The 26749-nt window shown below is 43.5% G+C and carries 28 protein-coding genes and 2 pseudogenes; 27 read left to right on the top strand and 3 right to left on the bottom strand.

What is annotated here, in order from left to right:
* The first annotated feature begins 34 nt into the window (after positions 1–34).
* The 13 genes and pseudogenes from VZF35_RS12735 to VZF35_RS12675 all read left to right on the top strand — a co-directional run bounded on the left by VZF35_RS12735 (position 35) and on the right by VZF35_RS12675 (position 12738).
* The gene (locus VZF35_RS12735) at positions 35–1126 is read left to right on the top strand and encodes a uroporphyrinogen decarboxylase family protein (RefSeq protein ID WP_407314090.1); all 1092 of its coding nucleotides are present in this window, start codon (positions 35–37) and stop codon (positions 1124–1126) included.
* Between the two features lie 3 nt (positions 1127–1129).
* Positions 1130–1768, top strand: coding sequence for a corrinoid protein (locus VZF35_RS12730; protein WP_407314088.1), 639 nt, complete (start codon positions 1130–1132; stop codon positions 1766–1768).
* Positions 1769–1924: 156 nt separating this feature from the next.
* Positions 1925–2817, top strand: a pseudogene (locus VZF35_RS12725) (acetaldehyde dehydrogenase (acetylating)).
* On the top strand, positions 2814–3830 hold the full coding sequence (gene dmpG, locus VZF35_RS12720) for a 4-hydroxy-2-oxovalerate aldolase (protein WP_407314086.1): 1017 nt from the start codon (positions 2814–2816) through the stop codon (positions 3828–3830). The pseudogene VZF35_RS12725 and the gene dmpG overlap by 4 nt, the downstream one beginning before the upstream one ends.
* Positions 3831–3853: 23 nt before the next feature.
* The gene (locus VZF35_RS12715; protein WP_407314084.1) at positions 3854–4624 is read left to right on the top strand and encodes an SDR family NAD(P)-dependent oxidoreductase; all 771 of its coding nucleotides are present in this window, start codon (positions 3854–3856) and stop codon (positions 4622–4624) included.
* Between the two features lie 70 nt (positions 4625–4694).
* A complete protein-coding gene (locus VZF35_RS12710) occupies positions 4695–6062 on the top strand; it encodes an FAD-binding oxidoreductase (RefSeq protein ID WP_407314082.1) in 1368 nt (455 codons plus the stop codon).
* Positions 6063–6077: 15 nt separating this feature from the next.
* Positions 6078–7340 carry a (Fe-S)-binding protein gene (locus tag VZF35_RS12705; protein WP_407314080.1) on the top strand — a complete coding sequence of 421 codons (1263 nt, stop codon included), beginning with the start codon at positions 6078–6080 and terminating at the stop codon, positions 7338–7340.
* 108 nt (positions 7341–7448) lie between these two features.
* Positions 7449–8177 carry an MFS transporter gene (locus VZF35_RS12700; RefSeq protein WP_407314078.1) on the top strand — a complete coding sequence of 243 codons (729 nt, stop codon included), beginning with the start codon at positions 7449–7451 and terminating at the stop codon, positions 8175–8177.
* A gap of 73 nt (positions 8178–8250) precedes the next feature.
* Positions 8251–8808: an MFS transporter gene (locus tag VZF35_RS12695; protein ID WP_407314076.1), complete on the top strand. Its 558-nt coding sequence runs from the start codon at positions 8251–8253 to the stop codon at positions 8806–8808.
* Positions 8809–8909: 101 nt separating this feature from the next.
* A complete protein-coding gene (locus tag VZF35_RS12690) occupies positions 8910–10166 on the top strand; it encodes a lactate racemase domain-containing protein (protein WP_407314075.1) in 1257 nt (418 codons plus the stop codon).
* Between the two features lie 126 nt (positions 10167–10292).
* Complete coding sequence (locus VZF35_RS12685; RefSeq protein ID WP_407314073.1) at positions 10293–11060, top strand: fumarylacetoacetate hydrolase family protein; 768 nt, start codon at positions 10293–10295, stop codon at positions 11058–11060.
* A gap of 203 nt (positions 11061–11263) precedes the next feature.
* Positions 11264–11566, top strand: coding sequence for a UxaA family hydrolase (locus VZF35_RS12680; RefSeq protein ID WP_407314071.1), 303 nt, complete (start codon positions 11264–11266; stop codon positions 11564–11566).
* 11 nt (positions 11567–11577) lie between these two features.
* Positions 11578–12738: a UxaA family hydrolase gene (locus VZF35_RS12675; RefSeq protein WP_407314069.1), complete on the top strand. Its 1161-nt coding sequence runs from the start codon at positions 11578–11580 to the stop codon at positions 12736–12738.
* 32 nt (positions 12739–12770) lie between these two features.
* On the opposite strand, the pseudogene VZF35_RS12670 reads toward VZF35_RS12675, so the two are convergent.
* A pseudogene (locus VZF35_RS12670) lies at positions 12771–13106 on the bottom strand (SPASM domain-containing protein); the annotation flags it as partial.
* A 306-nt stretch (positions 13107–13412) separates the two neighbouring features.
* On the opposite strand from VZF35_RS12670, the gene VZF35_RS12665 reads away from it, so the two are divergent.
* The 5 genes from VZF35_RS12665 (at position 13413) to VZF35_RS12645 (ending at position 16381) form a co-directional block, all read left to right on the top strand.
* Complete coding sequence (locus VZF35_RS12665) at positions 13413–13997, top strand: nitroreductase family protein (protein ID WP_407314067.1); 585 nt, start codon at positions 13413–13415, stop codon at positions 13995–13997.
* A gap of 110 nt (positions 13998–14107) precedes the next feature.
* A complete protein-coding gene (locus VZF35_RS12660) occupies positions 14108–14341 on the top strand; it encodes an AbrB/MazE/SpoVT family DNA-binding domain-containing protein (protein WP_407314065.1) in 234 nt (77 codons plus the stop codon).
* Positions 14335–14676, top strand: a complete 342-nt coding sequence (gene mazF / locus VZF35_RS12655) for an endoribonuclease MazF (protein WP_407314063.1) — start codon at positions 14335–14337, stop codon at positions 14674–14676. The genes VZF35_RS12660 and mazF overlap by 7 nt, the downstream gene beginning before the upstream one ends.
* Before the next feature lie 184 nt (positions 14677–14860).
* A complete protein-coding gene (locus tag VZF35_RS12650; RefSeq protein ID WP_407314061.1) occupies positions 14861–15748 on the top strand; it encodes a VOC family protein in 888 nt (295 codons plus the stop codon).
* 21 nt (positions 15749–15769) lie between these two features.
* Entirely contained in the window at positions 15770–16381 is a 612-nt protein-coding gene (locus VZF35_RS12645; protein ID WP_407314059.1) for a flavodoxin family protein, read from the top strand.
* Positions 16382–16560: 179 nt separating this feature from the next.
* Here the strand turns inward: VZF35_RS12645 and VZF35_RS12640 are convergent, their stop codons facing one another.
* Positions 16561–17805 carry an MFS transporter gene (locus VZF35_RS12640; RefSeq protein WP_407314057.1) on the bottom strand — a complete coding sequence of 415 codons (1245 nt, stop codon included), beginning with the start codon at positions 17803–17805 and terminating at the stop codon, positions 16561–16563.
* 143 nt (positions 17806–17948) lie between these two features.
* Between VZF35_RS12640 and VZF35_RS12635 the strand changes: the two genes are divergently transcribed.
* Positions 17949–18839 (top strand): LysR family transcriptional regulator, encoded by an 891-nt coding sequence (locus VZF35_RS12635; RefSeq protein ID WP_407314055.1) that lies wholly within the window; start codon positions 17949–17951, stop codon positions 18837–18839.
* Between the two features lie 73 nt (positions 18840–18912).
* Here the strand turns inward: VZF35_RS12635 and VZF35_RS12630 are convergent, their stop codons facing one another.
* A complete protein-coding gene (locus VZF35_RS12630; RefSeq protein ID WP_407314053.1) occupies positions 18913–19134 on the bottom strand; it encodes a hypothetical protein in 222 nt (73 codons plus the stop codon).
* A gap of 214 nt (positions 19135–19348) precedes the next feature.
* On the opposite strand from VZF35_RS12630, the gene VZF35_RS12625 reads away from it, so the two are divergent.
* The 8 genes from VZF35_RS12625 (at position 19349) to VZF35_RS12590 (ending at position 26729) form a co-directional block, all read left to right on the top strand.
* Positions 19349–20077, top strand: a complete 729-nt coding sequence (locus VZF35_RS12625; RefSeq protein ID WP_407314608.1) for an EcsC family protein — start codon at positions 19349–19351, stop codon at positions 20075–20077.
* Between the two features lie 4 nt (positions 20078–20081).
* Complete coding sequence (locus tag VZF35_RS12620) at positions 20082–20630, top strand: hydrolase (RefSeq protein ID WP_407314051.1); 549 nt, start codon at positions 20082–20084, stop codon at positions 20628–20630.
* A 159-nt stretch (positions 20631–20789) separates the two neighbouring features.
* Positions 20790–21284, top strand: coding sequence for a rubrerythrin family protein (locus VZF35_RS12615; protein ID WP_407314049.1), 495 nt, complete (start codon positions 20790–20792; stop codon positions 21282–21284).
* Between the two features lie 383 nt (positions 21285–21667).
* Complete coding sequence (locus VZF35_RS12610) at positions 21668–22462, top strand: ABC transporter permease (RefSeq protein WP_407314047.1); 795 nt, start codon at positions 21668–21670, stop codon at positions 22460–22462.
* On the top strand, positions 22438–23229 hold the full coding sequence (locus tag VZF35_RS12605) for an ABC transporter ATP-binding protein (protein ID WP_407314045.1): 792 nt from the start codon (positions 22438–22440) through the stop codon (positions 23227–23229). The genes VZF35_RS12610 and VZF35_RS12605 overlap by 25 nt, the downstream gene beginning before the upstream one ends.
* Positions 23230–23308: 79 nt before the next feature.
* Positions 23309–24349, top strand: coding sequence for an ABC transporter substrate-binding protein (locus VZF35_RS12600; RefSeq protein WP_407314043.1), 1041 nt, complete (start codon positions 23309–23311; stop codon positions 24347–24349).
* A gap of 147 nt (positions 24350–24496) precedes the next feature.
* The gene (locus VZF35_RS12595) at positions 24497–26002 is read left to right on the top strand and encodes an ATP-binding protein (protein WP_407314041.1); all 1506 of its coding nucleotides are present in this window, start codon (positions 24497–24499) and stop codon (positions 26000–26002) included.
* A 52-nt stretch (positions 26003–26054) separates the two neighbouring features.
* Entirely contained in the window at positions 26055–26729 is a 675-nt protein-coding gene (locus VZF35_RS12590) for a response regulator (RefSeq protein WP_407314040.1), read from the top strand.
* The last annotated feature ends 20 nt before the right edge of the window (positions 26730–26749 follow it).

Here is a 26749-nt window from a genome sequence, read left to right as displayed (position 1 = left end):
GTTTAGTTTCAAAAAAGGGGAGGAATTTTCAATTATGGCTATGACACCGCGAGAAAGAGTAATCACTGCCTTGCACCGTGGAGAACCTGATCAAATACCGTGGATGGAGAGTGAAATCGAGGAAGCTTTACAAGAACAGATTATGGGTAGCAATGATTTTACCCCGGCGCAGTTATGCGAGAAACTTGGCTTAAGCGCTTTTGGCGCCCACTATCCGATGGGACATGTTTCCGATTCGCAAACTCTAACCAATAAAGAAACCTATAAAGAGAATTTTTATCATCCCAATAAGCTGACCTTTGACTTCTTTCCGCCCTGGATTGCCAAAATGGGCTGCGATCCGGCAACGGGACGTACCTATGTTGAAAAGGGTCTGTTAATTTCGGACGAAGCCTTAAAATTATTCGATGAGTTTCTGCCTGATCCCAATCATCCGGCGAGATATGAAAAAGTCGCTCAGTGGATTAAGGAATACAGGGGTGAGTATGCGGTCTTCGCCCGCATTCGCCTGGGAGCTTCATCGACGATAGAGAGTATGGGGCTGGAAGCGTTTAGTTATGCTCAGGTGGATAATCCGGAGTTGATAAGCAAGGTGTGCAGGCGCTTCGCTGAATGGACGGCACAGGTGATTGATCATCTAAACGAAATGGATTTTGACTTTTTTTGGTGCGCCGATGATTTGGCTGGTAATCATGGGCCTTTTATGTCGCCGAAAGTTTTTCGGGAGCTCCTATTACCGAATATGCGGATCGCAGCCGATCGCATAAAAAAACCTTGGATTTTCCACAGTGACGGCAACCTCTTCCCAATTATGGAGGACTTGTTAACCTTAGGGATGACGGCGGTTCACCCGATCCAACCTTGCGCCATGGATCTGGGTAAGATGAAAAAAGAATACGGGCCCAGGGTTGGCATTGTGGGGAACATTGACTTGGATTATACATTAACCTTGGGTACGGAAGAAGAGGTTGAAGCTGAAGTACGCGAGCGTATTCTAACGGCCGGCCCCGGCGGAGGCTATATCGTAAGTAGTGCCAATAGTTTAACGGACTACTGTAAGACAGAAAATGTGTTAGCGATGTCCCGGGCAGTTAAAAAATATGGAAAATATCCATTGGAGGGGTAAAAAATGAACTTTTTGGCAGAGATCAAAGAAGCAGTTATCAATGGAAATACGTCCAAGGTGCAGGAGATTACCAGAGCAGCCTTGGATGCCGGAGAAACGCCGCAGACCGTTCTCAATGAAGGGTTAATTCCGGCGATGTCGATCGTAGGTGAAAAGTTTCAGAAGGGTGAGTTTTATATTTCTGAAATGATGATCAGCGCTCGGGCCATGTACGGGGGCTTGGATATCGTCAAACCCCTGTTATTGAATCAAAAAGTGGAAAGCAAAGGAAAAGCGATCGTAGGAACGGTACAGGGGGACCTCCATGACATCGGCAAAAATTTAGTCTGCATGATGTTAGAGGGTGGCGGGTATGAGGTGGTAGATTTGGGGATCAATATTAGTCCGGATCAATTCGTTGCCGCCGTCAAAGAGCACAAACCTGATTTCGTCATGATGAGCGCGTTGCTAACTACGACTATGGCTTACATGGGAAAAACGATTAAGGCCTTAAGTGAGAACGGTCTTCGCGAGCAAGTCAAAATTGCGGTAGGAGGCGCACCGGTGACTCAAAAATTTGCTGATTCGATCGGCGCCGATTTTTTCGCCTCAGATGCGGGTGAGGCTGTTACAAAGGCTAATGCGATTTTAGCATTAAAGTAGGATAAGTGGAACTCGATATAACTTTGGCCGGAATTAAAAGGATCTCAATCTAATGAGGTCCCGTCTTTTCCCAAACCGGTCTTAACTTGAATGCTGGGATTTGTTTTATCTTAAAGTTTGTAATCTATAGAAACATAATGAATTGAGGTGAATTTGATGCCAGAAAAAATTAAGGTAGCCATCGTTGGTCCGGGTAACATTGGTACAGATTTGATGTACAAAATTCTCAAGAGAAGCAAATTTATGGAACTTGCCTATATGATCGGGGTATTTCCGGATTCGGAAGGCCTGAAAAGGGCCGCTGCCTTAGGGATCAAAACAAGCTATACAGGTATGGATGAAATGTTGCAGGATAAGGATGTAAAAATCGTTTTTGAGGCGACAAGTGCCAAAAGTCATCTTATGAATGCGCCAATCTTTCGCAAAGCCAATAAAATAGCGATTGATCTCACTCCTGCGGCCGTCGGGCCTTATGTGGTTCCTGTCGTTAATATGGGCAATCTTCTTGCCGAGAGAAATGTAAATTTAGTGACATGCGGCGGACAGGCTACCGTTCCGATCGTGGCTGCAGTTAAACAAGTTCAGCCCATTCTGTATGCGGAAATTGTCTCAACGCTTTCTTCTTTAAGCGCAGGACCGGGGACCGGGCAAACATTGATGAGTTTACGGAAACGACAGCTAAAGCCTTGGAGGTGGTCGGTGGAGCAAAAAAAGGAAAAGCCGTTATTATTCTCAATCCTGCTGAGCCCCCAATCATGATGCGCAATACGATTTATACGAAAGTAGAAGGCCCAAACCCTGACATGGACAAGATTACAGACTCTGTCAATGCCATGGTCGCGAAACTTCAGCAATATGTTCCCGGCTACAAGCTCAAAGTTCCTCCGATCTGGGATGGTGAGAAAATTACAACTATGATCGAAGTTGAGGGTGCCGGAGATTTCCTTCCTACCCACGCAGGCAATCTGGACATCATTAATTCGGCTGCCTTCAGAGTCGGCGACACCTTTGCAGAATATTTATTGAAACAAGGGAGTCATAAAGTATGAAGAAAATAAGAATATTTGACACGACTTTACGTGATGGAATGCATGCAGTCAGCCATAGCTTTTCAGTCGATGATATGGCTCGTATCGCCGGCGCTCTCGAGGATGCCGGAGCAGATACCATTGAGGTAAGCCATGGTGATGGTTTAGGGGGCTCCTCTTATCAATACGGGTTTGCAGCCCATTCCGATGAAGAGTATTTAAGGGCCGTTTCCGCCCAGCTAAAAAATTCCAAACTGGCTATTCTTCTTATTCCGGGCATCGGCACTGCGGAAGATCTTAAAATGGCGGCCGAATGCGGTGTCAAAGTTGCCCGGATAGCGACCCATGTCACCGAAGCCGACATCGGACAGCAACATATCCAACTGGCCAAAGAAAAAGGCATGGAAGCGATAGGTTTTTTAATGATGACTCATATGGTGCCCGCGGAAAAAGTTGTGGAACAAGCTAAATTATTCGAAAGTTATGGCGCCGATGCCGTTAACTGCGCCGACTCTGCCGGAGCAATGCTTCCTAAGGATGTGGAAGCAAGAATCAGTTTATTAAAAGCTAACCTAAAGATACCCGTCGGTTTTCATGCCCACAACAACTTAGGGCTGGCAGTCGGGAATTCATTGGCCGCCATTGCAGCCGGAGCTGATTATATTGACGCTACGCTCCGGGGCCTGGGCGCGGCAGCCGGCAATACCCCGCATGAAGTCTTAGTAGCGGCGCTTAAGAAAATGGGGCTGGATGTCCGGGAAGATCTCTATAAACTAATGGACGCCGCGGAAGACATTGTCAAACCCCTTATGAAACGGCCCCTCGATCTTGACAAGCATTCCTTAAGTATTGGTTACGCCGGGACTTACGGCAGTTTCCTTCTTCATGCCAAACGTGTCGCTCAAAGGTTCGGAGTGGACGCGCGTGATGTGCTTATGGAGCTGGGCCGCCTGAAAACTGTCGGCGGTCAGGAGGATATGATTTTCGATGTCGCTTACCGCTTAAGCAAGACCAGGGGAACAAGTATTATATAAACACAGTAAGGGGGTCAATCTACATGGAGTTAGGATTAAAGGATAAGGTTGTCGTGATCACCGGCGGAGCGACGGGGATCGGCAAAGCCGCGGCTTTATCGTTTGCCCGCGAAGGCTGCAAACTTGCAATCTGCGGACGAAGCCCCAAAAAGCTTTCGCTTGCCGAGCTTGAATTCCGTCAGGCCGGTTTCCCTCTTCTGACTAAAACGGCTGACGCGTCAAAAAACGATGAATTAGTGGCTTTGGCTGAGGCCGTTGATGAAAGATACGGCCAGATTGATATCTGGGTTAATAATGCCGGAATCTATCCCCAAAAAGCCCTGATGGACATGTCTGAATCCGAATGGCAAGATGTTATGAATATCAACTTGAAATCTGTCTTCTTAGGTTCTAAAATTGCCTTCTCATATATGAAGGAGCGGAAAAAAGGGGTTATCTTAAATGCCGAATCCTTTGCCTCCCTGATTCCTTCGGCGGGAAGCGGAGCCTATGCGGTGTCGAAAGTGGGGATCAGCTGGCTGACTAAGGTGTTAGCCGCTGAATTGGCCCCCTATAACATCAGAGTTAATGGCTATATTCCCGGCCTCATCAAAACGGATATTACCGAAGGCGTTATTGAAGGCAAGGAAGGGTGGTTTTCAGACCAGGTTGCGCTGAACCGGCTGGGAGTACCTGATGACTTAGCCGGCGGCATCGTTTTTTTAGCCTCAGACGCTGCGTCATACATCACCGGTACGCATCTTGAAATCAGCGGGGGGAAACTTTGTGTTCAAAACCCTCACTATTCCTGGTGAATTTCCTTGGTAGTTCGGGGGGCTAATTAGCTGCCAGGTTCACCTGAACAAGTAAACTAGGAGGTCGGAGATGAATATCACAGAGTTCCTGAATGTCCTGAAGAAGGAGAAGCTTGAAATATACACGGACCCCTCGGATACTATTTGCTATTCGTTTGATGCGGCAAATTTTAAGGAACAACCCGCTGCCGTAATTTTCCCCAGGAATACGCAGGAGGTGAGCCTGGTTTTGGAGGCAGCGAACCGGTTCCAGGTCAGAGTCACGCCTCGCGGCGCCGGAACAAGTCTCGCAGGGGGGACGATCGTAACCCCGGGTGGAGTATCACTTTGTTTAACGCGCATGGATCGGATTTTGGAAATCGATGAAGAAAACTTAACCGCCACGGTTCAGCCAGGTGTGATTACGTTTGATTTGCATCAGGCTGCTGAGAAAAAAGGACTGTTTTATCCGCCCGATCCCGGCAGTGTAAAGATTTCAACTATAGGCGGGAATTTAGCCGTTAATGCCGGGGGGCCGCATTGCTTTAAATATGGGGTTACCAAGGACTATGTCCTGGGAATGGAAGTGGTCCTCGCGAATGGCAAGATTGTTCGTTTCGGAGGGAAGGTCATAAAGAACGTCAGCGGGTTTGATCTGGGCAGTTTATTCATCGGCTCGGAAGGTATGCTAGGGGTCATTACGGAGGCGACTCTCTCCCTGATCCCTTTGCCGGAGGAGAAGAGGACGATGCTGGTTATCTATGATGACTTAAACGCAGCGGCTAGTGCGGTAGCGGATATCGTGAGGAAGAAAATCGTCCCTGCAACCCTGGAACTGATGGACCAAGATTCCATGAGACTAATCGAGAGTTTCCGACCGGCCGACTTACCACTGGATGCGGAGGCCAGTATTCTGATTGCCATAGACGGTTCCTTCGAACAAGTGACTAAAGAAATGAAGCTGGTCGAGCAAATCTGTAAGAATAATGGAGCCCGTGAGCTTCGGGTCGCTCGGACCAAAGAAGAAGAAGCGAAACTTTGGGAGGGACGTCGGAGTGCGAACGGAGCGATGTCTCAAGCCTGTAAAGCGTTTGTTGTCGAAGATGCCACGGTTCCGCGAAGCAAATTGGCGGAAATGATTATGAAATGCAAGGAAATTGCGGTCCGTTACAATCTACCCTGTGCAATTTTAGGCCATTGTGGAGACGGCAATGTTCATCCCCACCTATTACTCCAGGAACTGAGTGCGGAGGAATGGGAGAGAGTCGAGCGGGCGGTTGATGAAATATTTCGGGCGGCTTTGGCTTTCGGCGGAACTTTAACGGGCGAACACGGTATCGGCTTAGCCAAGAAAAAATATATGAACTGGCAGTTCTCACCGGAGACTCTGGAATTCATGAGACTCATCAAGCGGGATATAGACCCCAATAATATTCTTAACCCACATATTATGCTGTAAAGGCGGCGGAGTACTATGAATTTTGCTGAAGAGGCTGCCCGTTGCCAACGTTGCGGCATGTGTCAGCCGGTTTGCCCGCTTTATCAAGCGGAAAAACAAGAGCCCTATGTGGCGCGCGGGAAAATGCAGTTAGTCAGTGTCATCGAAGCCGGACTACAAACTATTAGTCCGGCGGCTAAAACGACATTCTATAACTGTCTTGACTGTCGGGCCTGCATGGAAATCTGTCCGTCAAAAGTCAACGTAAAAACTTTGGTTAAAGGAATGCGCAATAAGATTTTCAAAGAACAGGGCGATAATATCATCATGACAATTGCCTTGGAGCATTTGACGCCCTATCCGGAGCGGCTGGAGTTAGCTCGAAAATCTTTGAAGGCTTACCAAACCTTAGGCTTGCCCTCCTTGGTTCGGACGATTCCTCTTTTTCGACAAAGGGAAAAGCTCTTGCCCCCCGTACCTCCGAAATCGTTTCGCGAGAGTTTGCGCCAGAGAGTTATGAAAAAGGGAAGCAAGGGAAGAGTCGCCTACTTTATAAGCTGTACAACGGACATTTTATATCCCCAGGTAGGAGAGGCCGTTATAGAAGTTCTCGAAGCCTGCGGCTTTGAAGTGTATCCTATGCTGGACGGGACGTGCTGCGGAGTCCCGCAGACGGGTTACGGGCACAAGGAGCGGGCCAAGGAAATGGCACTGAGAAATATGCAAGCGGTTCCGGAAGATATTGAATTTGTCGTAAATGATTGCGCGACCTGTGGTTCCGCCTTACAAGAGTATGATGAGTTATTTGAAGGAACAGAACATGCGGAGCAAGCAAAGCAGTTTTCCGAAAAGATGATTGATATTTCAGCTTTCTTAGTCCAACATGCTCAAATTCCCGCAGGAGAGAAATTAAAACTTCGGGTCACTTATCATGAACCCTGTCACTTAGGACGGGCGCAAAATATTAAGGAAGAGCCTCGCCGCCTGATTAAGCAAAGCGTAACAGAGTTCACAGAAATGGCTGACCCGGGTCGTTGCTGCGGAGGAGCGGGAACCTTTGGAATTACTCATTTCGAATTATCCCAAAAGATATTGAAGAGGAAGGTTGCAGAGATTGAGGAGACAAAAGCCGAGGCGGTCGTAACCGGTTGCCCTGCTTGTCGGATGCAAATTGCCTTTGGCCTGGATTCGTATTATAAAAAAATGCCGGTCTACCATCCGGTCGAACTCATTGCCAATTATATTCGGAAGCATAAAGAATTCTCAGTGTTAATGAAAAATCAATTATCAAAAAGTTAACTTTATTTGGACAGCTTTGGCTAATGGCTCAGGAAAGGAGGATCTAACAAACCTTGGCTCAGTTTTAAATAGCGATTAATGCTGAAAAATAATGAAGGAGGTTTAAAAATGGAGAAAGATGGAACGTCCATGGGAAATTACAGCATCTCTCAACGAATTGAGCGCTTGCCAATGACTTCATTGCAAAGGAAAATCGGGGTTGTCATTGTTATGGCTTGGTTTTTCGACTCTCTTGACAATGGAGCGATGACATTTTTGCTGCCGTCATTAATGAAAGAATTTAGACTTACCACGGTTCAAGCCGGCTTAATGGGATCGATGAGTTTTGTTGGAATGTTTCTTGGCGCGATATCGTCTGGTTATTTCTCAGATAAAGTGGGCCGTAAATCGATTCTTCAGTGGTCAATGGTTTGCTGGGGTTTAGCGGGCTTTTTGGTCGCCTGTTCACCAAATGCTACGATATTATTTATTGCACGCATTTTGCTTGGATTTGGCTTGGGCGCGGAAATACCCGTCGCGGCTGCGATGCTGCCGGAACTTTTGCCCAAAGATTCCCGCGGGCGCTATGTAGCGGTTATGGAGGGACTGTTGCCGGTAGGTATCATCAGTGCCGGCGCAATTGCTTATTTTGTTCTTCCGTTGGTTGGCTGGCGCTGGGTCTTTGCTATTGAAGCTCTGCCAGCTTTTTGGCTGCTCATAATCCGCCGTAATTTACCGGAATCTCCACGTTGGCTGGAATCAGTCGGCCGTTTGCAAGAAGCTGATCAAGTCATGACTGCTATGGAACAAGAGGTACAAAGACAAACTGGTAAACCGCTCCCCCATAGCAGATGCTAAAGTAGAAACTGAAACACTTAAGGGATCGGCGTTTGCTGAACTTTGGTCGAAAGAATACTGGAAACGTACCATAATGCTCTGGATACTTTGGCCTTGTGCTCTGTTTGGCTACTACGGCTTAACCACTTGGTTCGGTTCACTCTTATTGGCTAAAGGATTTAGCATGATCAAGTCTATTGGCTTTATAGTTATGATTACCTCAGGAGGTATTCCGGGATTCATATCTGCAACGTGGTTGATTGACAAAATCGGGCGAAAACCGGTTACTATAACCTATCTTACCCTGACTGCAGTAGCTGCCTATTTTTACGGTCAGTCCGCCACTTATAATACTTTACTCTTTTTCGGATTTATGCTGAACTTTTTCCAATATGGCATGTGGTCTTCAGTGTACGCCTATACTCCTGAATTGTACCCGACTCGTATTCGAGGAACAGGTGTAGGAATGTCCAATTCAATAGGCCGGATTGGCGCTCTGCTTGGGCCGTATATAATGGGCACAATGATGGTCGCCTATGGTTCGGGGAGTGTGTTTACCTTGGCTGCGTCGGTTTTTGCGGTAGCGGCGTGTGCAATACTCATACTGGGACCTGAGACCAGGGGCAAAACACTTGAAGAGATCAATAAATAAGGTCTAAGCTTGCAAAAGCAATATGGTGTTGTAGCCCCAGGATCTTTACCGGTAACCTTGATCCGGGGCTATATCAATTTTAAGAAGTGAGGATTTTTATAATGGATGATGTTTTATTGCCATCAATGGCTCGTGTTCGCCAGACTATTGATGTGCCGGTAATAGACGATGTCATCTCGGAAGTCAGAAAACAGATTAAGTTGGTTTCTCCCGCCAATATACGGGGAAAGCGAATTGCCATTACTGCAGGCAGCCGTGGCATTACCGATATCAGAACGGTACTTCGGACTGTAGTACAAGAGTTAAAAAACCAGGGAGCCCAGCCTTTCTTAGTTCCGGCTATGGGAAGTCATGGAGGTGCTACTGCGGAGGGACAAAGAGAGGTATTAAAAAGCTTAGGTATTACGGCTGAGTCAATCGGCGCACCGATTATGTCGTCTATGGAAGTGGTTGAAGTAGGTACAACTGTAAATGGTGTTTCGGTTTATGCAGATAAATATGCTGCAAACGCGGATGGAATAGTGGTGGTTAATCGTATCAAAGCCCATACAGAGTTCTGCGGTGAGATCGAAAGCGGGCTGTTCAAGATGATGGTGATTGGCCTCGGTAAGCATAAAGGAGCGACAATTGCCCATACCCAGGCTCTGCGGCGAGGATATGCCAAAGTTTTCAAAGAAATTGGCGAAGTTTTTCTCGAAAAGTTACCCATCTTATTTGGGTTGGGTATTGTAGAAAATTGCTATGATCAAACGGCGGAAATCTGCGGTGTTTCTCCGGGAAATTTTTACGACCAAGAAAAGAAGTTATTGGTAAAGGCTAAAAATTTAATGATGCGGCTTCCTTTTAAGAATATCGACTTATTAATCGTTGACAAAATGGGCAAGAACATCAGTGGTTGCGGTATGGATACAAATGTGGTTGGAAGAATTATGGTTTACGGACAAGAAGAATACTCGGAACCTGATATAGTGCGTGTCTTAGTTTTGGATTTGGACGAAGGATCACATGGCAATGCCACAGGCATAGGAATCGCAGATTTCACGACAAAAAGACTCATGAAGAAGATCGATTGGGCGATGACCAGCATAAATTGCCTGACAGCCTGCGCGCCGGAAAAAGGCCGCTTGCCTATGGCTTTTAATACTGACCTTGAAGCTGTAAAAGCTGCGCTTATGACAGTCGGGCTTGAAAATATAAGCGAATCAAGAGTAGTTCATATTAAGAATACTTTAGAAATGAAAGAAATTGAAATTTCTGCGGCATTAATGCCCGAAGCGAAAATGAATCCAAGTTTGCAGGTTATTCGAAATCTGGAAACGATGAACTTTGACCAATGCTGCAGCTTACGCTTAATTTGATTTGACATTCCTATTACTATAGTCATTTTATCTCAAAGTTACCTCTGTATTCCTAGAGGCTTGGGGACGCACATTCCAGGCGAGGGGCTTCCTCCAAGTTATTTTCTTAACTCAAAGAAGGTGAAGATGTCTGTGAAGTTAGTCAGGTTTAAGTCTAATAATCAAGACCAATGGGGGGTATTGAAGGGCAACAGAATAAACTTTATTAAAGGGGATATCTTCGGCGCCAGGCAAATTTTAGAAGAGCATATTGCACTCGATAAAGTAAAACTGTTAGCGCCTTGTACTCCTTCCAAAGGAGTTTGTATTGGTCTTAATTATTTTGATCATGCGCGGGAAATGAATTTAGAACTTCCGGAAGAACCGCTTATGTTTCTCAAACCTTCATCATCACTTAATTACCCGGGTGGTAATATTGAATACCCCGCAATTTCACATAATTTGCATTATGAAGGGGAATTGGCAATTGTCATAAAAAAGGAGGCCTATCATGTGTCAGCAGAAGCTGCTTTTGACTATGTGTTAGGCTATACCTGCGCTAATGATGTTACCGCACGTGATTTACAGTTAAAAGACGGGCAATGGACCAGAGGTAAATCATTCAATACCTTTATGCCTATTGGCCCCTGGATTGAGACTGATATTGATCCCAACAGTTTAAATATTAAGCTTTATGTAAATGATGAAGTGCGTCAATCATCAAACACCAATAATCTTATATTTGGAGTTGCTCAATTAGTCGCTTATGTTACACAGGTAATGACATTATATCCCGGTGACGTTATATTAACAGGTACGCCTTCAGGGGTGGGTCCTATGCAGGTCGGAGATAAAGTAGCGGTTGAGATAGAGGGTATCGGCAGGTTAGAAAATACTATAGTGTCAGGAAAGTAGGACTCAATCAATTTGATAAATCTCATTTTCGCTCAGAAACAACAGGCTATTAGAAAATGAGCGTTTCGGGGAAGACACCTGATAATCATTCGAAACTAAAGATTTAGTGAAGAAATGGTTTAAGGCTTAGGGTGGAAGTGCAGAAATTTACGTAAGAATATGAATTCTTTCGAATGGAAGAAATGCAGAAGAAGGGATTATTTATGTCAAAAATTGTGAGATGTCGCGTCCTTGACGCGAAGGATAATGTGGGGATTGTCCTTGAACAGACTAGACAGGGCGATCTGCTTAGTTATGAATCGCCGGGGAGCGGAGTAAACCCAATATGCGCATTCGAAGATATTCCAGCTTACCACAAATATGCGCTCAAAACCTTGGACCAAGGCGATAATGTCTTTAAATACGGTCAGATTATCGGGAGAGCCACGATGAATATTCAAGCCGGTCAACATGTTCATAGTCATAACTTAACGAGTATGCGCGAAGATATTGCGAATAACCAATAAGGAGTATGGACATGAAGATTAAGGGCTATCGCAGATCCGATGGTAGAGTAGGAATTAGAAATCACGTATTAATTTTGCCGACCTGCGTTTGTTCCAGTGAAACCTGCAGAGTTGTAGCCTCTCAGGTTCAAGGGACGGTAACCTTTACCAACCAAAACGGATGTGGTCAGGTCCAAGGCGATTTAAAAATTACTCAGCAAATATTGGCGGGATTATCTGCTAATCCCAACGTTTATGGCACGGTCTTAATTGGCTTAGGTTGCGAAAACAACATTCCTGATCATATGATAGAACTCATTAAAAGTAAAACAAATAAACCGTTAAGAAGAGTAGTCATTCAAGAAGAAGGCGGGACCATATCCGCCGTTAAAAAATCCGTTCAATATGCCCGGGAACTTCTTGCAGAGGCTTCCCGGGCGTGCAGAGAAGAGTGTGATCTCACAGAACTAATCGTGGGTACGGAATGCGGAGGATCTGATCCTACCTCAGGTATTGGATCGAATCCGGTTGTAGGGTATTTAAGCGATCAGCTGATTGCCCTGGGTGCAAGTTCTATCCTAAGTGAAACCACAGAATTTATTGGAGCGGAACATATTTTAGCCGCACGGGGAGCTACTTTAGAGGTGAGCCAAGCCATTCTTCATATCGTTAAGCGCTATGAAGACCATCTTAAAAATGTCGGAGAGAGTTTACGGGGAGGAAATCCGTCTCCGGGAAACAAAGTGGGGGGGATTACAACTCTGGAGGAAAAATCCTTGGGCTGCATCCATAAAGGCGGGAGCACTCCTGTAGTAGAGGTTGTCAACTATGCGGAGACACCAACAAAAAAAGGCTTGGTGATTATGGATACTCCGGGACATGATGTCGCTTCAATCACCGGTATGGTTGCCGGAGGGTGCCAGTTAGTGGTGTTTACAACGGGCAGGGGAACCCCCACAGGTAATCCCATCGCACCCGTAATCAAAATCACGGCTAATAAATTTACCTATGAAACTATGAAGGATAACATTGATTTCGATGCAAGCCCCACTGTAGACGGTACTCAAAGTATTGAAGAAATGGGCGAAAAACTTCTGGCGGAAGTCATATCTATAGCCGAAGGTAAGATCACTAAGGCGGAGGTGTTTGGTTTTAACGAGATTGCTATAAATCGCCTTTGTAATTACGTATAAAATCACTTCCGCAAAATATGCAGTCTTCGAGCTTGCGTGACCAACATTCTTAATTTATCCGGGTTGTCCATAAGAGGACAAGGCCGCAAATGGTTCTGATTAAAGGGCTGATTTTCACGATATTGAGCAAATAGCGGAGATTTTAAGGCATCCAATAGCGTGCAGTCTCTAATGTTGGTATCAGAATAATGAATGAAAGCGCAAGGTTCAACATCTCCATGGGCATTAATATGAAAATAGTTGCGTCCTCCTGCGATACAGCCATCAATGTATTCCCCGTTATTTTAAAAATCCAAGGCAAATATTGGCTTGGATTTTCTAATGTCCCTGATTCTATGATACATATACTCCCGTTGATGAGGGAGTAACAGAAATGACCTTGTATTTGAGGTTTTTGATAGGGAAAATGAAATAATTACCAGGACTATAAAGCTGGGAGGTTAGTTAATTTGTACGTTTAGATCATGAGAAGCAGTTTGAATGGCATTGGGAGGCAGGCTGAATGGAAGCAGAGCAGAACGGTTTAAAGCTTTGCAGTGAGAACATGTTGTGAAGGGATAAGTTAACAATCTGAGGTAATTATTATAATCGTTCATAGGGTGATATAATGAGCGAAAGTATAGGATGATTCAAAGTCAGATACCTTATGTTTCTTTGTGATAGGAGATAAAGTTATGATTCATAATGAAGTACTCGACTGTATCCGTTCGCGGAGAAGTACCCGTAATTTTCAGGAACAGCAGATTAAAGCGGATGAACTGGAAGCCTTGCTGGAAGCTGCTATTTGGGCGCCGAGCGGAAGCAATAGTCAAAGCTGGCTGTTTACCGCAGTCCAGAATAAAGACACTCTTTCGAGGATCAACGAATTGTTGAAAGAAGGATTTCAACATTGGATTCCTGACGACGATTATCCTGGCAAGCTTGGAATTAAAGCCAGGGCGCAGAAAGAAGACTGCAATTTTTTCTATCATGCACCGACGCTCATTATTGCCTCTAATCGGCCAAATTATGAAAATGCCATGGCAGACTGTTCGCTGGCCCTTGAAAACCTTTTCTTAGCGGCGAACTCACTGGGATTGGGCAGCTGCTATATTAATCAGCTGCACTGGCTGCGGAATGATCCGGAATTGCGCGAATTTCTTTTTGATTTAGGGATTCCAAGGGAACATACCATCTGCTCTTCAGCCGTGGTTGGATATATTGCCAAGGAATCAAACGTTCCACCGCGCAAGGAAGGTACGATTCAAATTATAAAGTGATATGAATAAGCTGCTTATGCCTAGGCTGAATAGTTTTCCCGAGCCAATGTTTTAATTTGCTAATAAAGCCCCCTTTGTATATACTATGTATATACAAAGGGGGCTTTTGGATGATTTCAACAATTACAAAATGGGGAAATGGCTTGGGCCTTCATATCCCTCAGTATCTCGCAAAGGAAATTGGCATTAAAAATGGAAGTTCCGTAGATATTAAAATCGTAAACGGGGTAATGGTGGTTAAACCTAAAGCCTATTCCTTAAAAGAACTTCTGGATCAAGTGACTCCAGAAAATCTCCATGGAGAGATTAAGACTGGAGAACAGGTGGGAAAAGAGGAATGGTAACTAATTATATTCCCGATAAGGGTGATATTGTATGGCTTCAATTTGATCCACAGGCTGGGCATGAACAAGCAGGAGAACGGCCTGCTTTAGTAGTATCACCTAGAGAATATAACGGAAAAACAGGACTGGCGTTATTCTGTCCGATAACAAGTAAAATTAAGGGCTATCCATTTGAGGTTAGATTGCCAGAAGAACTTCCCGTAAGAGGAGTTATCCTTGCAGATCAAATCAAAAATCTTGATTGGTTGATTCGATCTGCAAGATTCTCATGTAAATTGCATGAGGAAGTATTCCAAGAAGTACTATTGAAGTTTCAAACGTTGTTAAATAATTAAACTGGTTGTCTCGACTGGCAAAAAACAGCAGAGCAGATAGATCAAGGCCAAAGTATCCTTCAGGAAGAAGTATATTGATTTCCTATTTATGTAACTCGAATTTACTTCGCTCTTATGGAAATAATGTATAATATTTCATGGATTAACAGGTTACTTATTAAAAGCGCTTAGGGGGAGAACAGATATGCAAAGAATCATCCCGCATTTATGGTATGACAGAGAAGCTCAGGAAGCTGCCCTATTTTATATGACGCTCTTTGATCAATCAAGGCTTATTGATGTAACATCTATTAGCGGAACTCCGTCAGGTGATTCGGAAATTGTGAGCTTCGAACTGGCTGGTCAGCCCTTTATGGCAATCAGTGCCGGACCTTTTTTCCAATTTAACCCGTCGGTCTCTTTAATGGTTGCTTGTAATTCAGTCGAGGAAGTCGATGCCAAATGGAAATCGTTATCTGAGGGAGGCACTGCCTTGATGCCGCTGGCTGAATACCCTTTCAGCAAGTGGTACGGATGGATTCAAGATCGCTACGGCCTGTCCTGGCAACTGATGCTTGTAGAGAGTGGGAATACTTCCTCAAAAATCACACCGAATTTTTTGTTTTCAGGTGAAGCTTGCGGGAAAACAGAAGAGGCAGTCAAATATTACACGAGTGTATTTCCGGATTCGGAGATTGATTTTTTCAGCAAGTATCAAGAGGATGAAGCCAGCTCTTCTAAGGCTAAAGTCAATTATACGGCCTTTAAGCTATCCGGAATAGAGTTCTCGGCCATGGACAATGCCTATGATGTTGAGTTCAGCTTTAATGAAGCCTTCTCACTCATGGTTCAGTGCGAAGATCAGGCAGAGATTGATTATTATTGGGAGAAACTTTCTGCTGTTCCTGAGGCCGAGCAATGCGGCTGGCTCAAAGACCGCTTCGGATTATCTTGGCAGATCGTACCGGCTAGTATGAACGAGATGATGAGCAAGGGTACTAAGGAAGAAGTACGAAGAGTCACAGATGCGTTCCTTAAAATGAAAAAGTTCGATATTGAAGCTTTAAAGCGTGCCTACAACGGGGATGTTTAAGGGAGGAGGCGCAGTTTGGCTGTGGGAAATGAAACGACCCTCATGACCGAAAAAGTTGAAGGACGAACGTTGGTTCTGGGTATATCGGGAAGTCCAAGAAGGGGCGGAAATTCGGAGACACTGCTTGATGAAGCATTATTAGGGGCACATGAGGCCGGTGCGCAAACGGAAAAGGTGATTTTGTCGGCCTTGAAGTTTTCACCGTGTATTTCCTGCGGAGCCTGCCTTAAATCAGGTGTGTGCGTTCAAAAAGATGAAATGCAGGGATTATATGCCAAGATCCTTGCGACAGACGTTTTGATTTTTGCTTCACCCATCTATTTTTACTCTGTTTCGGCTTGGACCAAAAGCGCCATTGACCGCTGCCAAGCCCTGTGGGCACGTAAATATGTTTTAAAGGATCAATACTTTAAAACCCAGAAAAAGGGATACTTCATTGCCGTGGGGGCCTCAAAGGGTAATCAGTTATTTGAAGGTGCGAAACTGGTTATGAAATATTTTTTTGATGCGACAGGATATACTCTTGCCGGTAAACTGCTCGTCGATGGGGTTGACGGGAAGGAAGAGATATTAAAATACCCTGAATATTTAAAGGATGCGCATAGGCTTGGTGCAGAAGCTATTGGGTTGTAAATTCGAAGGACATCTCAATCTGCCAAGATTATCGGACGAAACAAAACCTCTCGGACGCTTTGTTCGAGAGGTTTAATTCTTCTATCGATTTTCGATCGCTGATAATAGCAGATCCGGGTGATCAAGAGTGAAATAGTTTCACCCTTGATCACCCGGATTTTAGCCATCTTTTATATCTGTTAAACATTAACCGTTTGTTTTTTAGGTGTAAGCGTTGTTTTACGCTCCAGGTTCAGATGAGAAATGAAGTTCAGACGAAAGGATAAGAGGAAAGCACAGATTAAGAAACCCAAGATCAGGCTAATCACGCCCAACCAACCAAAGGCTTGCCAGAAAGTGCCGCCGGTTGTTCCTCCTGTGCTCGAACCTGCGTAGTAGAAGAAGAGGTAGAGCGAAGACGCTTGTGCTTTGTCGTGAAGTGCTTGGCGTCCGACCCAACTGCTGGCAATGGAATGACTGCCAAAAAAGCCGAAGGTAAAGAGGGCAATCCCTAAGATTTTAATAACGAGTGAAGTGAGCAGCGTAAGATAAGCTCCTAAAGCCATAATCAGTAAGCCAATCCAGAGCATTTTGATTCGACCATGGATATCTGCTTGATGGCCCATCCAAGTGGAGCTAAAGGTACCTACAATATAGATAACGAAAATAAAACCAACTAATGTTTGACTCAGGGAGTAGGGAGGAGCCATTAACTGATAGCCAATATAGTTGTAAAGTGTGACGAAGCTTCCCAAAATAAAGAAAGCGATACCATATAAGCAAAGCAAGCTAGGGTCTTTCAGATGGTTAACCATTGATTTCAGCAACATTTTAATTTCCAGCGGACGAGACTGAAAATGTTCTGATGGGGGTAATAGATAAGAAAAGAATAAACTTGCTGCCACACTTAAAATACCGATCGTGCCGAGTGCCACTCGCCAATTGAAGAAATCGGTAAGTACTCCAATAATAATCCGACCGGTCATGCCGCCAACGGAAACCCCGCTGATGTAGAGCCCCATGGCGACTCCTAAGTCTCTGGGTTCAATCTCTTCACTGAGATAGGCCATAGCAACAGCGGGTAAACCAGCAAGAGCGATTCCCTGCAACACTCGGAATAGGAGAAGAAAAGGATAATTAGGAACGAAGGCAGTGAGAATCGCCAAAACAGAGGCTGAGATCAGAGAAAAATTCATCAGGGGCTTACGTCCTTTTACTTCGGACAGGGAACCTACGAAAAGCATACTAAGAGCAAGTGCCATGGTTGTTAAGGAAAGTGATAAGCTCGCAACAGTCGGAGAAATGTGAAATTCTCGAGAAAACACCGGTAACAGGGGTTGGGTACTGTACATAATGGCGAAGGTGTTAAAACCACCAAAAAACATGGCTAACGTTGTTCGGCGAAAAGGTCTTGTTCCCTTGGTAATATAATTTCCTTGATTCATTTGTTTCACCTCGAAATTCTTACACTTATCGTACACCTTGACATCTCATAACGTCTAATATATTATTTGCATAAAATTGATGCATATTAGTTATAGAAAAGCAGTGTACAATCCTATAAAGTATTGCGAGGTTAGGATTTTTTATGGAATGGACACAATTTCAATATTTCCAGGCCGTAGCTCAGCTGCAACATTTTACCAACGCAGCAGAGATGCTTTCAATCTCCCAACCGGCTCTTAGCCGTTCCATTGCCAGATTGGAAGAGGAACTGGGGGTTCCTTTATTTGAACGGCAGGGGCGAACCGTTGCTCTCAACAGTTATGGCAAGATTTTTCTTAACAGAGTTAATCGAGCTATTCAGGAAATTACCCTGGGGCAGCAAGAAATTCAAAATTTGCTGGACCCTTTTAAGGGAAGTGTTTCTCTGGGTTTCATCCATTCCCAAGGATCGAATCTTGTTCCGGACTTACTCGGGTTATTTCGTCAACGCTTTCCAGAGATACAATTCATGCTCTATCAAAACGTGACAAATCAGATCTTAGACCAACTTGAAGCAGGAGACATTGATTTTTGCTTTTGTTCTCAGCCTTTATCTCGAGAAACGATCCGCTGGATCAGGTTATTAACGGAAGAAATTATTCTGATTGTGCCGAAGGAGCATCCATTTGCCCAGCGCAGCAGGGTTAAACTCGAGGAATTGTCAGAAGAACCCTTTATTGCTTTTAAAAAGGAACTGTCTCTGGGAGAGGTTATCTATCAGATTTTTAAAGAGGCAGGTTTTACACCGAAGGTTACGTTTGAGGGTGAAGAGGTCGGAACTGTTGCCGGACTGGTTGCTGCCAAGCTTGGAATAGCTCTCGTTCCGAAGATTAGAAACGCAGTGATGGAGGGAATATCCCAAGTCCATGTATCGGAACCCAAATGTCAGCGGGTTATCGGGATGGCCTGGGTTGAAGAGCGATATCTATCCCCGGCAGCTAGACATTTTAAGGAATTTGTGTTGGAGCATTTCCTAAAGTCAGGCGGCTCATAAAAAAACAGGCTCTCAACCATTTATGAGCAGCCTGTGATATGATATTCTTGAACTTGAAGAAATCTGAACCTTTTTATGCGTTTTGGTAGTGATACCCTTCCTTCTTCAGCATTTTTTTGACTTTAGTCAGTTCCAGCGGATCAAAGAGCTGTAACTCTTTCCCGCTCCGAATAGTCCAAATCTGCGGATTAAGATGGCCTTCTTTAATCAGCTTTTTAAATTTAAACCTCGATACTTCAAGGTAATACGTTGCTTCAGTGCTATTTAATAAAGAATACTTGTATTGAGGGGTCATCGATACAGCCTCCTTATAAGATAAATTGGCGTTCATTTTTTCGAATGAGTTCTAGGACCCAACATACAATAATAACATCGTCACCTCTTTCATGATTGAGCTTTTACCTTCTAAAATTATATACGTTAAGTATTAACTCAATATTAATAAAACTTTATAGTCAGGTTAATACTTTCTAAAGAAGTTGAGATTGTAAGGCAGGAATTGGTGAATGATGAATTCTTACGAAAAAAAAGCTATTCATGAGTTCAAACTTTGGAAAATAAAAATGACCAAGAGGCCTTCCCTGACCGGTCGAATGACGAAACCTATTCAAACCAAAGTTAACAGCCTTATCCCAGATGTTCTGCATAATACCATCACCTTCGGAGTTAAGAATATGGTTAAGGCGGTTTTGTATGGTTCGGATTTTATCACTAAGAAATCCAGTCTAAAATTTTCAACGTTAGAGGAACGAGAAAAACTGGTTGACGAAAAATTGGATTTTTATAAGAGAACGGCAGCAACGACCGGAGCGGGAACCGGAGCAGGAGGGATTCTTCTGGGACTTGCTGATTTTCCGATTCTTTTAGGACTAAAAATCAAATTCCTCTTTGATGTTGCCGTTATATATGGATATGATGTTAATGATTTTCAGGAAAGATTATATATCCTTTACCTATTCGAGTTAGCATTTTCTTCCCAAGAAAGGAGGATTGAGGTTTTTAACGTTATATCGAACTGGAATAAAGCTCTCAATAATTGTCCGCCGACTATGGAAACCTTCGATTGGCGTTCTTTTCAACAGGAATATCGTGATTACATAGATTTAGCCAAACTATTACAACTGGTACCTGGCATCGGTGCGGTTGTGGGAGCTTTAGCCAATTATAAGTTAATGGATAAATTGGGGAGAACTGCTAAGAATGGTTATAGAATGCGCTTATTTAATTCAGAGGAGTGATAACATGGAAAACTATTGTTTAAGTGGGGAAGAAGCGGTTCTAATGGTCATAGATATTCAAGAAAGACTAATTCCTGCGATGAAATACGGGGAAAAAGTTATCCTGAACACTAATATCCTAATTTCGATTGCCCAAAAATTAGAGATTCCGATCATCGTTACAGAACAATATCCTAAGGGTCTGGGGAAGACCGATCCCAATGTAAGCTATAATCTTGGAGAGTCGTTAACCTACGAAAAGATTACCTTTTCGGGCTGCACAAGCGAAGTGACTTCAGCTCTTCAAGGACTTGGCAGAAAAAAGATCATAATTACCGGAACGGAAACTCATGTTTGTGTTTTTCAAACGGTAAGGGATCTGCTTGCTCAAGGTTACCAGGTTTTCGTAGTCGGTGATGCAGTTTGTTCACGAACTAAGGACAATTACCGCAATGGCTTATCCCTTATGGCATCAATGGGAGCAGTGGTTACGAACACGGAAACCGTATTCTTTGATATCATGAAGCAATCGGGTACGCCTTTGTTTAAGGAACTCTCCAAACTGATTAAATAGGTGTTATGTCTTTTGGAGGGTGTGGTTATTAATAATTTGGCTAAATCTGTATAATTGATAGTTTGAAACGGGGGGTGATAAGACTTTACGATAAAAATGAGCCTTAAAGGTAATAGTCCTTGAATTCAATACCTTAATAATTATACGGGAGGGAACTTTATGGATAACCAAAAAACATTGGAGAATTTAATGGCTGCTTTTGCAGGAGAATCACAGGCTAATCGGAAATACACCGCTTACGCCAAAAAGGCTGAGGCAGATGGTAAAAAGAATGCAGCGAAACTCTTTAAAGCGGCATCAGATGCTGAAACCCTTCATGCTCTGAAGCATTTCGAGGTTGCGGGCAAGATTAAATCAACTGCAGAAAACTTAAATGATGCAGTCAACGGAGAAAATTATGAATATCAGAGCATGTATCCGGAATTTCTGAAAACAGCTCAAGAGGATGAAAATCAAGCCGCCATAAGAACGTTTACATATGCTCTAAAGGCTGAAGAAGTCCATGCAAGACTCTATAAAGAGGCCTTGGATAATTTAGACCAGGAGGAAGAGGTATTTTACTATCTTTGCCCTGTTTGTGGCAACATTGAGAAATTTGTGCCTGAAAAATGTCCTATTTGTGGTGTACCGGGTTCAAAATTTATTAAATATTAAAAGAAAAAATGCTAAAAGAGCCGTTGTCTAATGAACCGAGAGGTTAGTGGCAACGGCCTTTTTTGTTGCTTGGGGTAAAGATTTCCTGAAGGTTATGTCATGCTGAAACTGACAAGGGTATTGCCGCTATGAGAATGGTGCCTCGGAGCTGCAATCGTGAAATGGTATTTAATAAGTATGATAAAAGTTCATACTGTAAGGATGAGGCTTAATGTATTAATCTTTGAATAAATGCAACTAATCTGATTGTAAAGCGTAAATGTAAAGAGTTTCAAGTTTTTGCGGCACGGAGGTAATTCTTTGGTTATTCGAAAAAGTTATTAGTCTCAGTTTCAAACTTATTTTGTAGTATTATTCACAACAAGAGAAGGGGAAGGGATAATATGGAGGTAAAACAGAAGGGACTCGCCAAGAAACTGAGTGACATTCCTAGTCTGGCTTGGCTATTAATTTCCATAGTACTTGCTTTTGCACTTTGGAATCTCTTGGCGGTGATGCCAAAAACGTCGCTGGTGTTTGCTTCGCCGGGACAGGTTGTACAAGCTTTTTTTAAAGAAGTCAATATGGGTGTGATGTGGGAAAATGTTGGCATTAGTTTATTTAGGGTACTGGCGGGATTTGCTTTAGGCTTTATTTTTGCAATTCCTGTAGCGTTTTTAATGGGTTGGTACAAAATATTCAAAAACTTAGTTGAACCTTGGATTCAATTTATAAGAAATATTCCGCCCATTGCCTATATACCCCTTGTTATTGCAGGTGTGGGTGTCGATGAAAAAGCGAAAGTCGTGGTTATTTTTATTGCTACTTTCCTGGTCATGGTGATCTCAATCTATCAGGGTGTGCGTAATGTGGATGAAACCTTGATAAAAGCTGCCAGAATTCTTGGAGCCACCAATAAGGACATCTTTTTGAAAGTCGTTGTTCCCGCCTCGACACCGTTTATTTTGGTTGGGATGCGCTTAGGCTTATCAGCAGCCTTAACAACCCTTGTTGCGGCAGAAATGACAGGGGCTTCCAGTGGACTCGGTATGATGATTATGGCCGCAGGTCAATATTTTGATATGGCTGTTGTGCTCTTGGGAATCGTGTTCATTGGTATAATCGGCTTGATATTCGAAAAAATAATGAAATTCCTAGAGAGGAGATTAACCGGATGGCAGGAAACGCATGTCCAGTAAAAGTAAAGATTGACAACGTCAAGAAAATATATAAAGGACGAAATGGTGAAACGGTGGCCCTCAACGGTGTGAGTTTTGATATTGCCGAGAATGAATTTATTTGCGTAGTTGGGCCTTCCGGATGTGGAAAATCTACTCTTCTGAATATCATTGCCGGTCTGGGTAATCCGACATCCGGGAAAGTATACGTTGATAACAAGGAAGTCGTCGGTACCGGAACCGAGCGCGGCGTCGTTTTTCAGCAATATGCGCTGTTCCCTTGGCTGACCGTCCGAAAAAATATTGAATTTGGTTTGAAACTAAAAAAACTAGATAAACGAGAGATTACCGAGACTGCGAATCGTTATTTGGATATGGTTGATCTGAGGGAATTTGCAGATAGTTATCCTAAAGAGTTATCAGGAGGTATGAAACAGAGAGTCGCTATTGCTAGGGCCTATGCTGTAAACCCTGAGGTTTTGTTATTGGATGAGCCTTTTGGTGCTTTAGATGCCCAGACTCGTACGCAGCTGCAGTCGGAATTGCTGAAAACCTGGGAAACAGAGAAAAAGACCTGTTTCTTCATTACCCACGATGTGGATGAAGCGATTATCCTGGCACAAAGAGTGATCATCATGAGCGCTCGTCCCGGTCGGGTTAAGGAAATCGTCAATATCAGTATCCCCTATCCACGCACACAGGAAACGAAAATGACGAAAGAGTTTCTGGATCTTAAAAACTATATTTGGGGTCAGGTCTATCAGGAGTATTTAGAAGTCAGGAAATAGATTTTTATAACATAATTTTAATGCAGAATTGCATTTAAAATTAAAAAAAAAGAAAGAGAATAAGGAGGGCGTAGAATCTATGAAAAAGTTCTTGAACATCACAGCATCTCTTGTCCTAGTAGTCGGGTTGCTTGCAGGGTGCAGCGCAAGCGGCGGAAGTTCCTCATCCTCATCACAGCCTGAAAAGCTGACAAAAATGAGAGTGGCTTATATGCCCAATATGGGCAGTGCCAGCACTTTAGTAACGGGAATCAACATGGGTTACTTCAAACAAGAGGGTATTGATGTCGAGCTTGTGCAGTTTGCCAAAGGTCCTGACGAGATTGCTGCCATGGGCAGCGGAAATATCGATGTTTCCCAAATCGGTCATGGCGCTCACACTTTGGCCGCCAAAGGACAAGCGGATATTATTACCATCGATGATACAAGCCTTGCAGATGCAGTTATGGGCAACAAGGATAAAGGTGTTAACACGATTTCAGATCTCAAAGGCAAAACTATTGGAACGTCGCTGGGAACCTCCAGTCAGGTTATTCTTGACCTTGCCCTTGCTTCTGTCGGTATGACGGAGAAGGATGTGAAAGTCGTTCAGATGGATCCATCTGCTGCAGTGACTGCTATGGTAACCGGCAATATTGACGCTTGCGCCATTTGGTCACCTTCAACCATAACTGTTAGGCAAAAAATGGGTGATAAGGTTGTGACGCTTGCTGATAACAATACCTATAAAGATCAGCTTCAGTTCCCGTCAAGTTTTGTAGTAACTCCAGCCTATGCTGAAAAGAATAAAGATCTTCTCGTTCACTTTACCTCAGCCTTGTTTAAAGCGATGGATTACAGAGCAGACCAAAAAAATATAAAACAAGTAGCTGATTGGGTAGCAGCTCAGATCAAACAGGACCCTGCATTAATGGAGCAGGGTGAAGGTGAAGGCAACTGGCTTACCTCTAAATACGTTTACGACAGCGTAAATAATGGTACGTTAAAAAAGATCTACGAGAATCAACAAGCTCTGTTTATCAAGAACAAGCAATTACCGGCAGCCGTCAACGTTGATAATTATGTGCTTTACGATAACATGAAAGCGGCCTACGAAGCTAATAATAAAGCCAATAAATAATAACTATGGCTGAGATTTTAAAGGAATGTTAGAATAATAGCTTAGAGAGGGTATAAAGTACTGCTTTATTCCCTCTTTGACATACCCGTAAAACGTTGTTATCTCTTTAGAGTTCTACGTTAATAAAATTCTAGTGGGGACTGGATTATGCTGTGTATTATCTTGCTTGTCCTTGCCGTTCTTGCCATCATGCTTGTTATTGTGAAACATGACGAGAATTCTCTGCTTCTTTTTGGGCTTCACGGAAGTTTAATTGCGATGTTTTCTGGTGTAATCATATATACCGCCAAAATCGGAGGCCTGTCTGACGCTCAGGAAATATTTCTTTTTATGTCGCCCGATATTAAGGTCTGGCTGCAATATTTAAATATTACCTTAGACAAGCTGGGCTATCTGATTGCTCTGGGCAGATATTTATTTCCAACATTTTTGTTATTTATTGCCATGAATTATTCCATGATCCATTTTGTCAGACGGAACAGAAAAATCCTGAATTATCTTTGCGTACTTCCCACGATCGTATTTCTGCTCCTTTATTACCCCCCTGTTTTTTATGTAGCGGCACGCAATAGATTCTACTTTCAGGAAGTGTTGATGAAATCTGCGCTTATCTGGATCGTTCTCTATATATCAATTTCGATATTTTTACTGGTCTACGAGTATATTAGCATTACCATGGTTTATTGCAGCAGACAATTCAGATATATCATCATTTCTCATACCAGTATAGCGCTCCTGTTTGGTTTGTATTGCTTTCAGGATCCTATTCAAGTCTATCAGCTGTACAATGTTGATTATGACTGGCCCCAGTACCTGTCCTATGCTAATCCTTCCCTGACACTTTTCGAATGGATTATTCTGACCATCGCTACAATCGTTTTTGTAACATTGGGTTTTTGGAAGCTTATGAGCTACACTCAGATAAATTATCAAAATGGGCACGAGGACATTTCCTTGCAGAAAAAATATGATACGGCCAGTCAAGGAATTTCCGTTTTCGTCCATAGCGTGAAAAACCAGCTTCTTTCCGCAAGAGTTGTCCAGAAAAAAATTAATCAGCTGCTCGAAGAGGACACTCCTGATCTTAAGGCCCTCAAAAATTATATTGATATGATGGGCCAAATGAATGAAGGCATGCTGAGCCGGATGGAAGAGCTATACCGCAGCATCAAGGCGAGCTATATCCATCTAACGGCAATCACTGTTGATACAATCGTCGATATGGCCCAGAAACGGTTTAATCAAAAATATCCGGATACTTTAGTCTTAGTCAAGATGGATGCTAATCTGACCGTGCTTGCGGATGCTGAGCAATTGAGCGAAGCCGTCTGCAATTTACTGTTGAATGCTCAGGATGCGATTATAGCTGCCGGCAAAGAAAGCTGCGGCAAGGTTGAGTTGATTGTTCATAATGAGCGGCTTTATACAGTGATGGAGATTAAAGATAACGGCATCGGCATACCGGATAATCTGCGCAAGAAAATTTTCGAACCCTTTTACACGAGTAAAAATACAAACTATAACTGGGGAATGGGTTTATATTATGTCAAGCAAATTGTTAAGAGTCATTTAGGGTTGTTGCGTCTGGAGAGCAGCGAAAACGAAGGAACCAGCTTTTTTATTATGCTGCCTAGATACAACAAGCTTGATTAAATGAGATTAGATTACTGGCACCAAGATTGTCATCGGAAGGCTGGTAGATAACATGTCAGAAAAAATCAAACTTATGATTGCGGAAGATTTTCAGTTATTGCGTGAGGATTTAAGCGAGCTTTTAAATACTCAGCCGGATATGGTGGTTGTGGGTACGGCTGCCAGCGGAGCCGAAATCTGCGAGCTTTCCCTGAAGACAGACTGCGATATTATTCTGATGGATATTGAGATGGAGACTTTGAACGCCGGTATTATGGCAGCCGAAAAAATACGGCAGGTAAAGTCAGAACAAAAGATAATCTTTCTGACTGCCCATGAGACAGAAACGATGATTTTTACTGCCCTGGGTACAGGTGCTGTCGATTACGTGGTCAAAGGGCATAACGAGGCAAACATCCTAGAACACATCCGCCGTGCCTATAACGGAACCCCCATCATGGAGGGTAAGATTCACGCAACGTTTCTCAAGGAATATTCAAGGCTGCGGCGCTCAGAGCGCAGTTTGCTTTTTTTTATAAATAATGTCTCCCAACTCACCTCAACTGAGCGGGAATTGGTAAAGTTATTGCTTCAGGATAAAACGATCAAAGAAATTTCCTCCATACGCTGTGTTGAACCTGTCACGATTAAAACTCAAATAAAAAGTATGCTGCGGAAATTTGGCTGCAGCAGAACGAAAGAGATTGTCAAGATGATTCGGGATTTGAATATAGAGCACTTGTTTTGAAATAACCAGGAGTGAGAAGT

The sequence above is a fragment of the Desulfosporosinus paludis genome (genome assembly GCF_045689965.1).
Lineage (GTDB): Bacteria > Bacillota > Desulfitobacteriia > Desulfitobacteriales > Desulfitobacteriaceae > Desulfosporosinus > Desulfosporosinus paludis.
This window is presented reverse-complemented; position numbering and strand designations above follow the sequence as displayed.

Excerpts from the sequence above, each read along its gene's own strand:
- VZF35_RS12610 (WP_407314047.1), top strand. The coding sequence starts at position 21,668 with ATGGAGGTAAAACAGAAGGGACTCGCCAAGAAACTGAGTGACATTCCT.
- VZF35_RS12695 (WP_407314076.1), top strand. The coding sequence starts at position 8,251 with ATGCTCTGGATACTTTGGCCTTGTGCTCTGTTTGGCTACTACGGCTTA.
- VZF35_RS12705 (WP_407314080.1), top strand. The coding sequence starts at position 6,078 with ATGAATTTTGCTGAAGAGGCTGCCCGTTGCCAACGTTGCGGCATGTGT.
- VZF35_RS12590 (WP_407314040.1), top strand. The coding sequence starts at position 26,055 with ATGTCAGAAAAAATCAAACTTATGATTGCGGAAGATTTTCAGTTATTG.
- VZF35_RS12635 (WP_407314055.1), top strand. The coding sequence starts at position 17,949 with ATGGAATGGACACAATTTCAATATTTCCAGGCCGTAGCTCAGCTGCAA.
- VZF35_RS12660 (WP_407314065.1), top strand. The coding sequence starts at position 14,108 with ATGATTTCAACAATTACAAAATGGGGAAATGGCTTGGGCCTTCATATC.
- VZF35_RS12700 (WP_407314078.1), top strand. The coding sequence starts at position 7,449 with ATGGAGAAAGATGGAACGTCCATGGGAAATTACAGCATCTCTCAACGA.
- dmpG (WP_407314086.1), top strand. The coding sequence starts at position 2,814 with ATGAAGAAAATAAGAATATTTGACACGACTTTACGTGATGGAATGCAT.
- VZF35_RS12630 (WP_407314053.1), bottom strand. The coding sequence starts at position 19,134 with ATGACCCCTCAATACAAGTATTCTTTATTAAATAGCACTGAAGCAACG.
- VZF35_RS12640 (WP_407314057.1), bottom strand. The coding sequence starts at position 17,805 with ATGAATCAAGGAAATTATATTACCAAGGGAACAAGACCTTTTCGCCGA.
- VZF35_RS12730 (WP_407314088.1), top strand. The coding sequence starts at position 1,130 with ATGAACTTTTTGGCAGAGATCAAAGAAGCAGTTATCAATGGAAATACG.
- VZF35_RS12625 (WP_407314608.1), top strand. The coding sequence starts at position 19,349 with ATGAATTCTTACGAAAAAAAAGCTATTCATGAGTTCAAACTTTGGAAA.
- VZF35_RS12600 (WP_407314043.1), top strand. The coding sequence starts at position 23,309 with ATGAAAAAGTTCTTGAACATCACAGCATCTCTTGTCCTAGTAGTCGGG.
- VZF35_RS12595 (WP_407314041.1), top strand. The coding sequence starts at position 24,497 with ATGCTGTGTATTATCTTGCTTGTCCTTGCCGTTCTTGCCATCATGCTT.
- mazF (WP_407314063.1), top strand. The coding sequence starts at position 14,335 with ATGGTAACTAATTATATTCCCGATAAGGGTGATATTGTATGGCTTCAA.
- VZF35_RS12685 (WP_407314073.1), top strand. The coding sequence starts at position 10,293 with ATGTCTGTGAAGTTAGTCAGGTTTAAGTCTAATAATCAAGACCAATGG.
- VZF35_RS12620 (WP_407314051.1), top strand. The coding sequence starts at position 20,082 with ATGGAAAACTATTGTTTAAGTGGGGAAGAAGCGGTTCTAATGGTCATA.
- VZF35_RS12675 (WP_407314069.1), top strand. The coding sequence starts at position 11,578 with ATGAAGATTAAGGGCTATCGCAGATCCGATGGTAGAGTAGGAATTAGA.
- VZF35_RS12715 (WP_407314084.1), top strand. The coding sequence starts at position 3,854 with ATGGAGTTAGGATTAAAGGATAAGGTTGTCGTGATCACCGGCGGAGCG.
- VZF35_RS12665 (WP_407314067.1), top strand. The coding sequence starts at position 13,413 with ATGATTCATAATGAAGTACTCGACTGTATCCGTTCGCGGAGAAGTACC.
- VZF35_RS12650 (WP_407314061.1), top strand. The coding sequence starts at position 14,861 with ATGCAAAGAATCATCCCGCATTTATGGTATGACAGAGAAGCTCAGGAA.
- VZF35_RS12710 (WP_407314082.1), top strand. The coding sequence starts at position 4,695 with ATGAATATCACAGAGTTCCTGAATGTCCTGAAGAAGGAGAAGCTTGAA.
- VZF35_RS12690 (WP_407314075.1), top strand. The coding sequence starts at position 8,910 with ATGGATGATGTTTTATTGCCATCAATGGCTCGTGTTCGCCAGACTATT.
- VZF35_RS12615 (WP_407314049.1), top strand. The coding sequence starts at position 20,790 with ATGGATAACCAAAAAACATTGGAGAATTTAATGGCTGCTTTTGCAGGA.
- VZF35_RS12680 (WP_407314071.1), top strand. The coding sequence starts at position 11,264 with ATGTCAAAAATTGTGAGATGTCGCGTCCTTGACGCGAAGGATAATGTG.
- VZF35_RS12605 (WP_407314045.1), top strand. The coding sequence starts at position 22,438 with ATGGCAGGAAACGCATGTCCAGTAAAAGTAAAGATTGACAACGTCAAG.
- VZF35_RS12735 (WP_407314090.1), top strand. The coding sequence starts at position 35 with ATGGCTATGACACCGCGAGAAAGAGTAATCACTGCCTTGCACCGTGGA.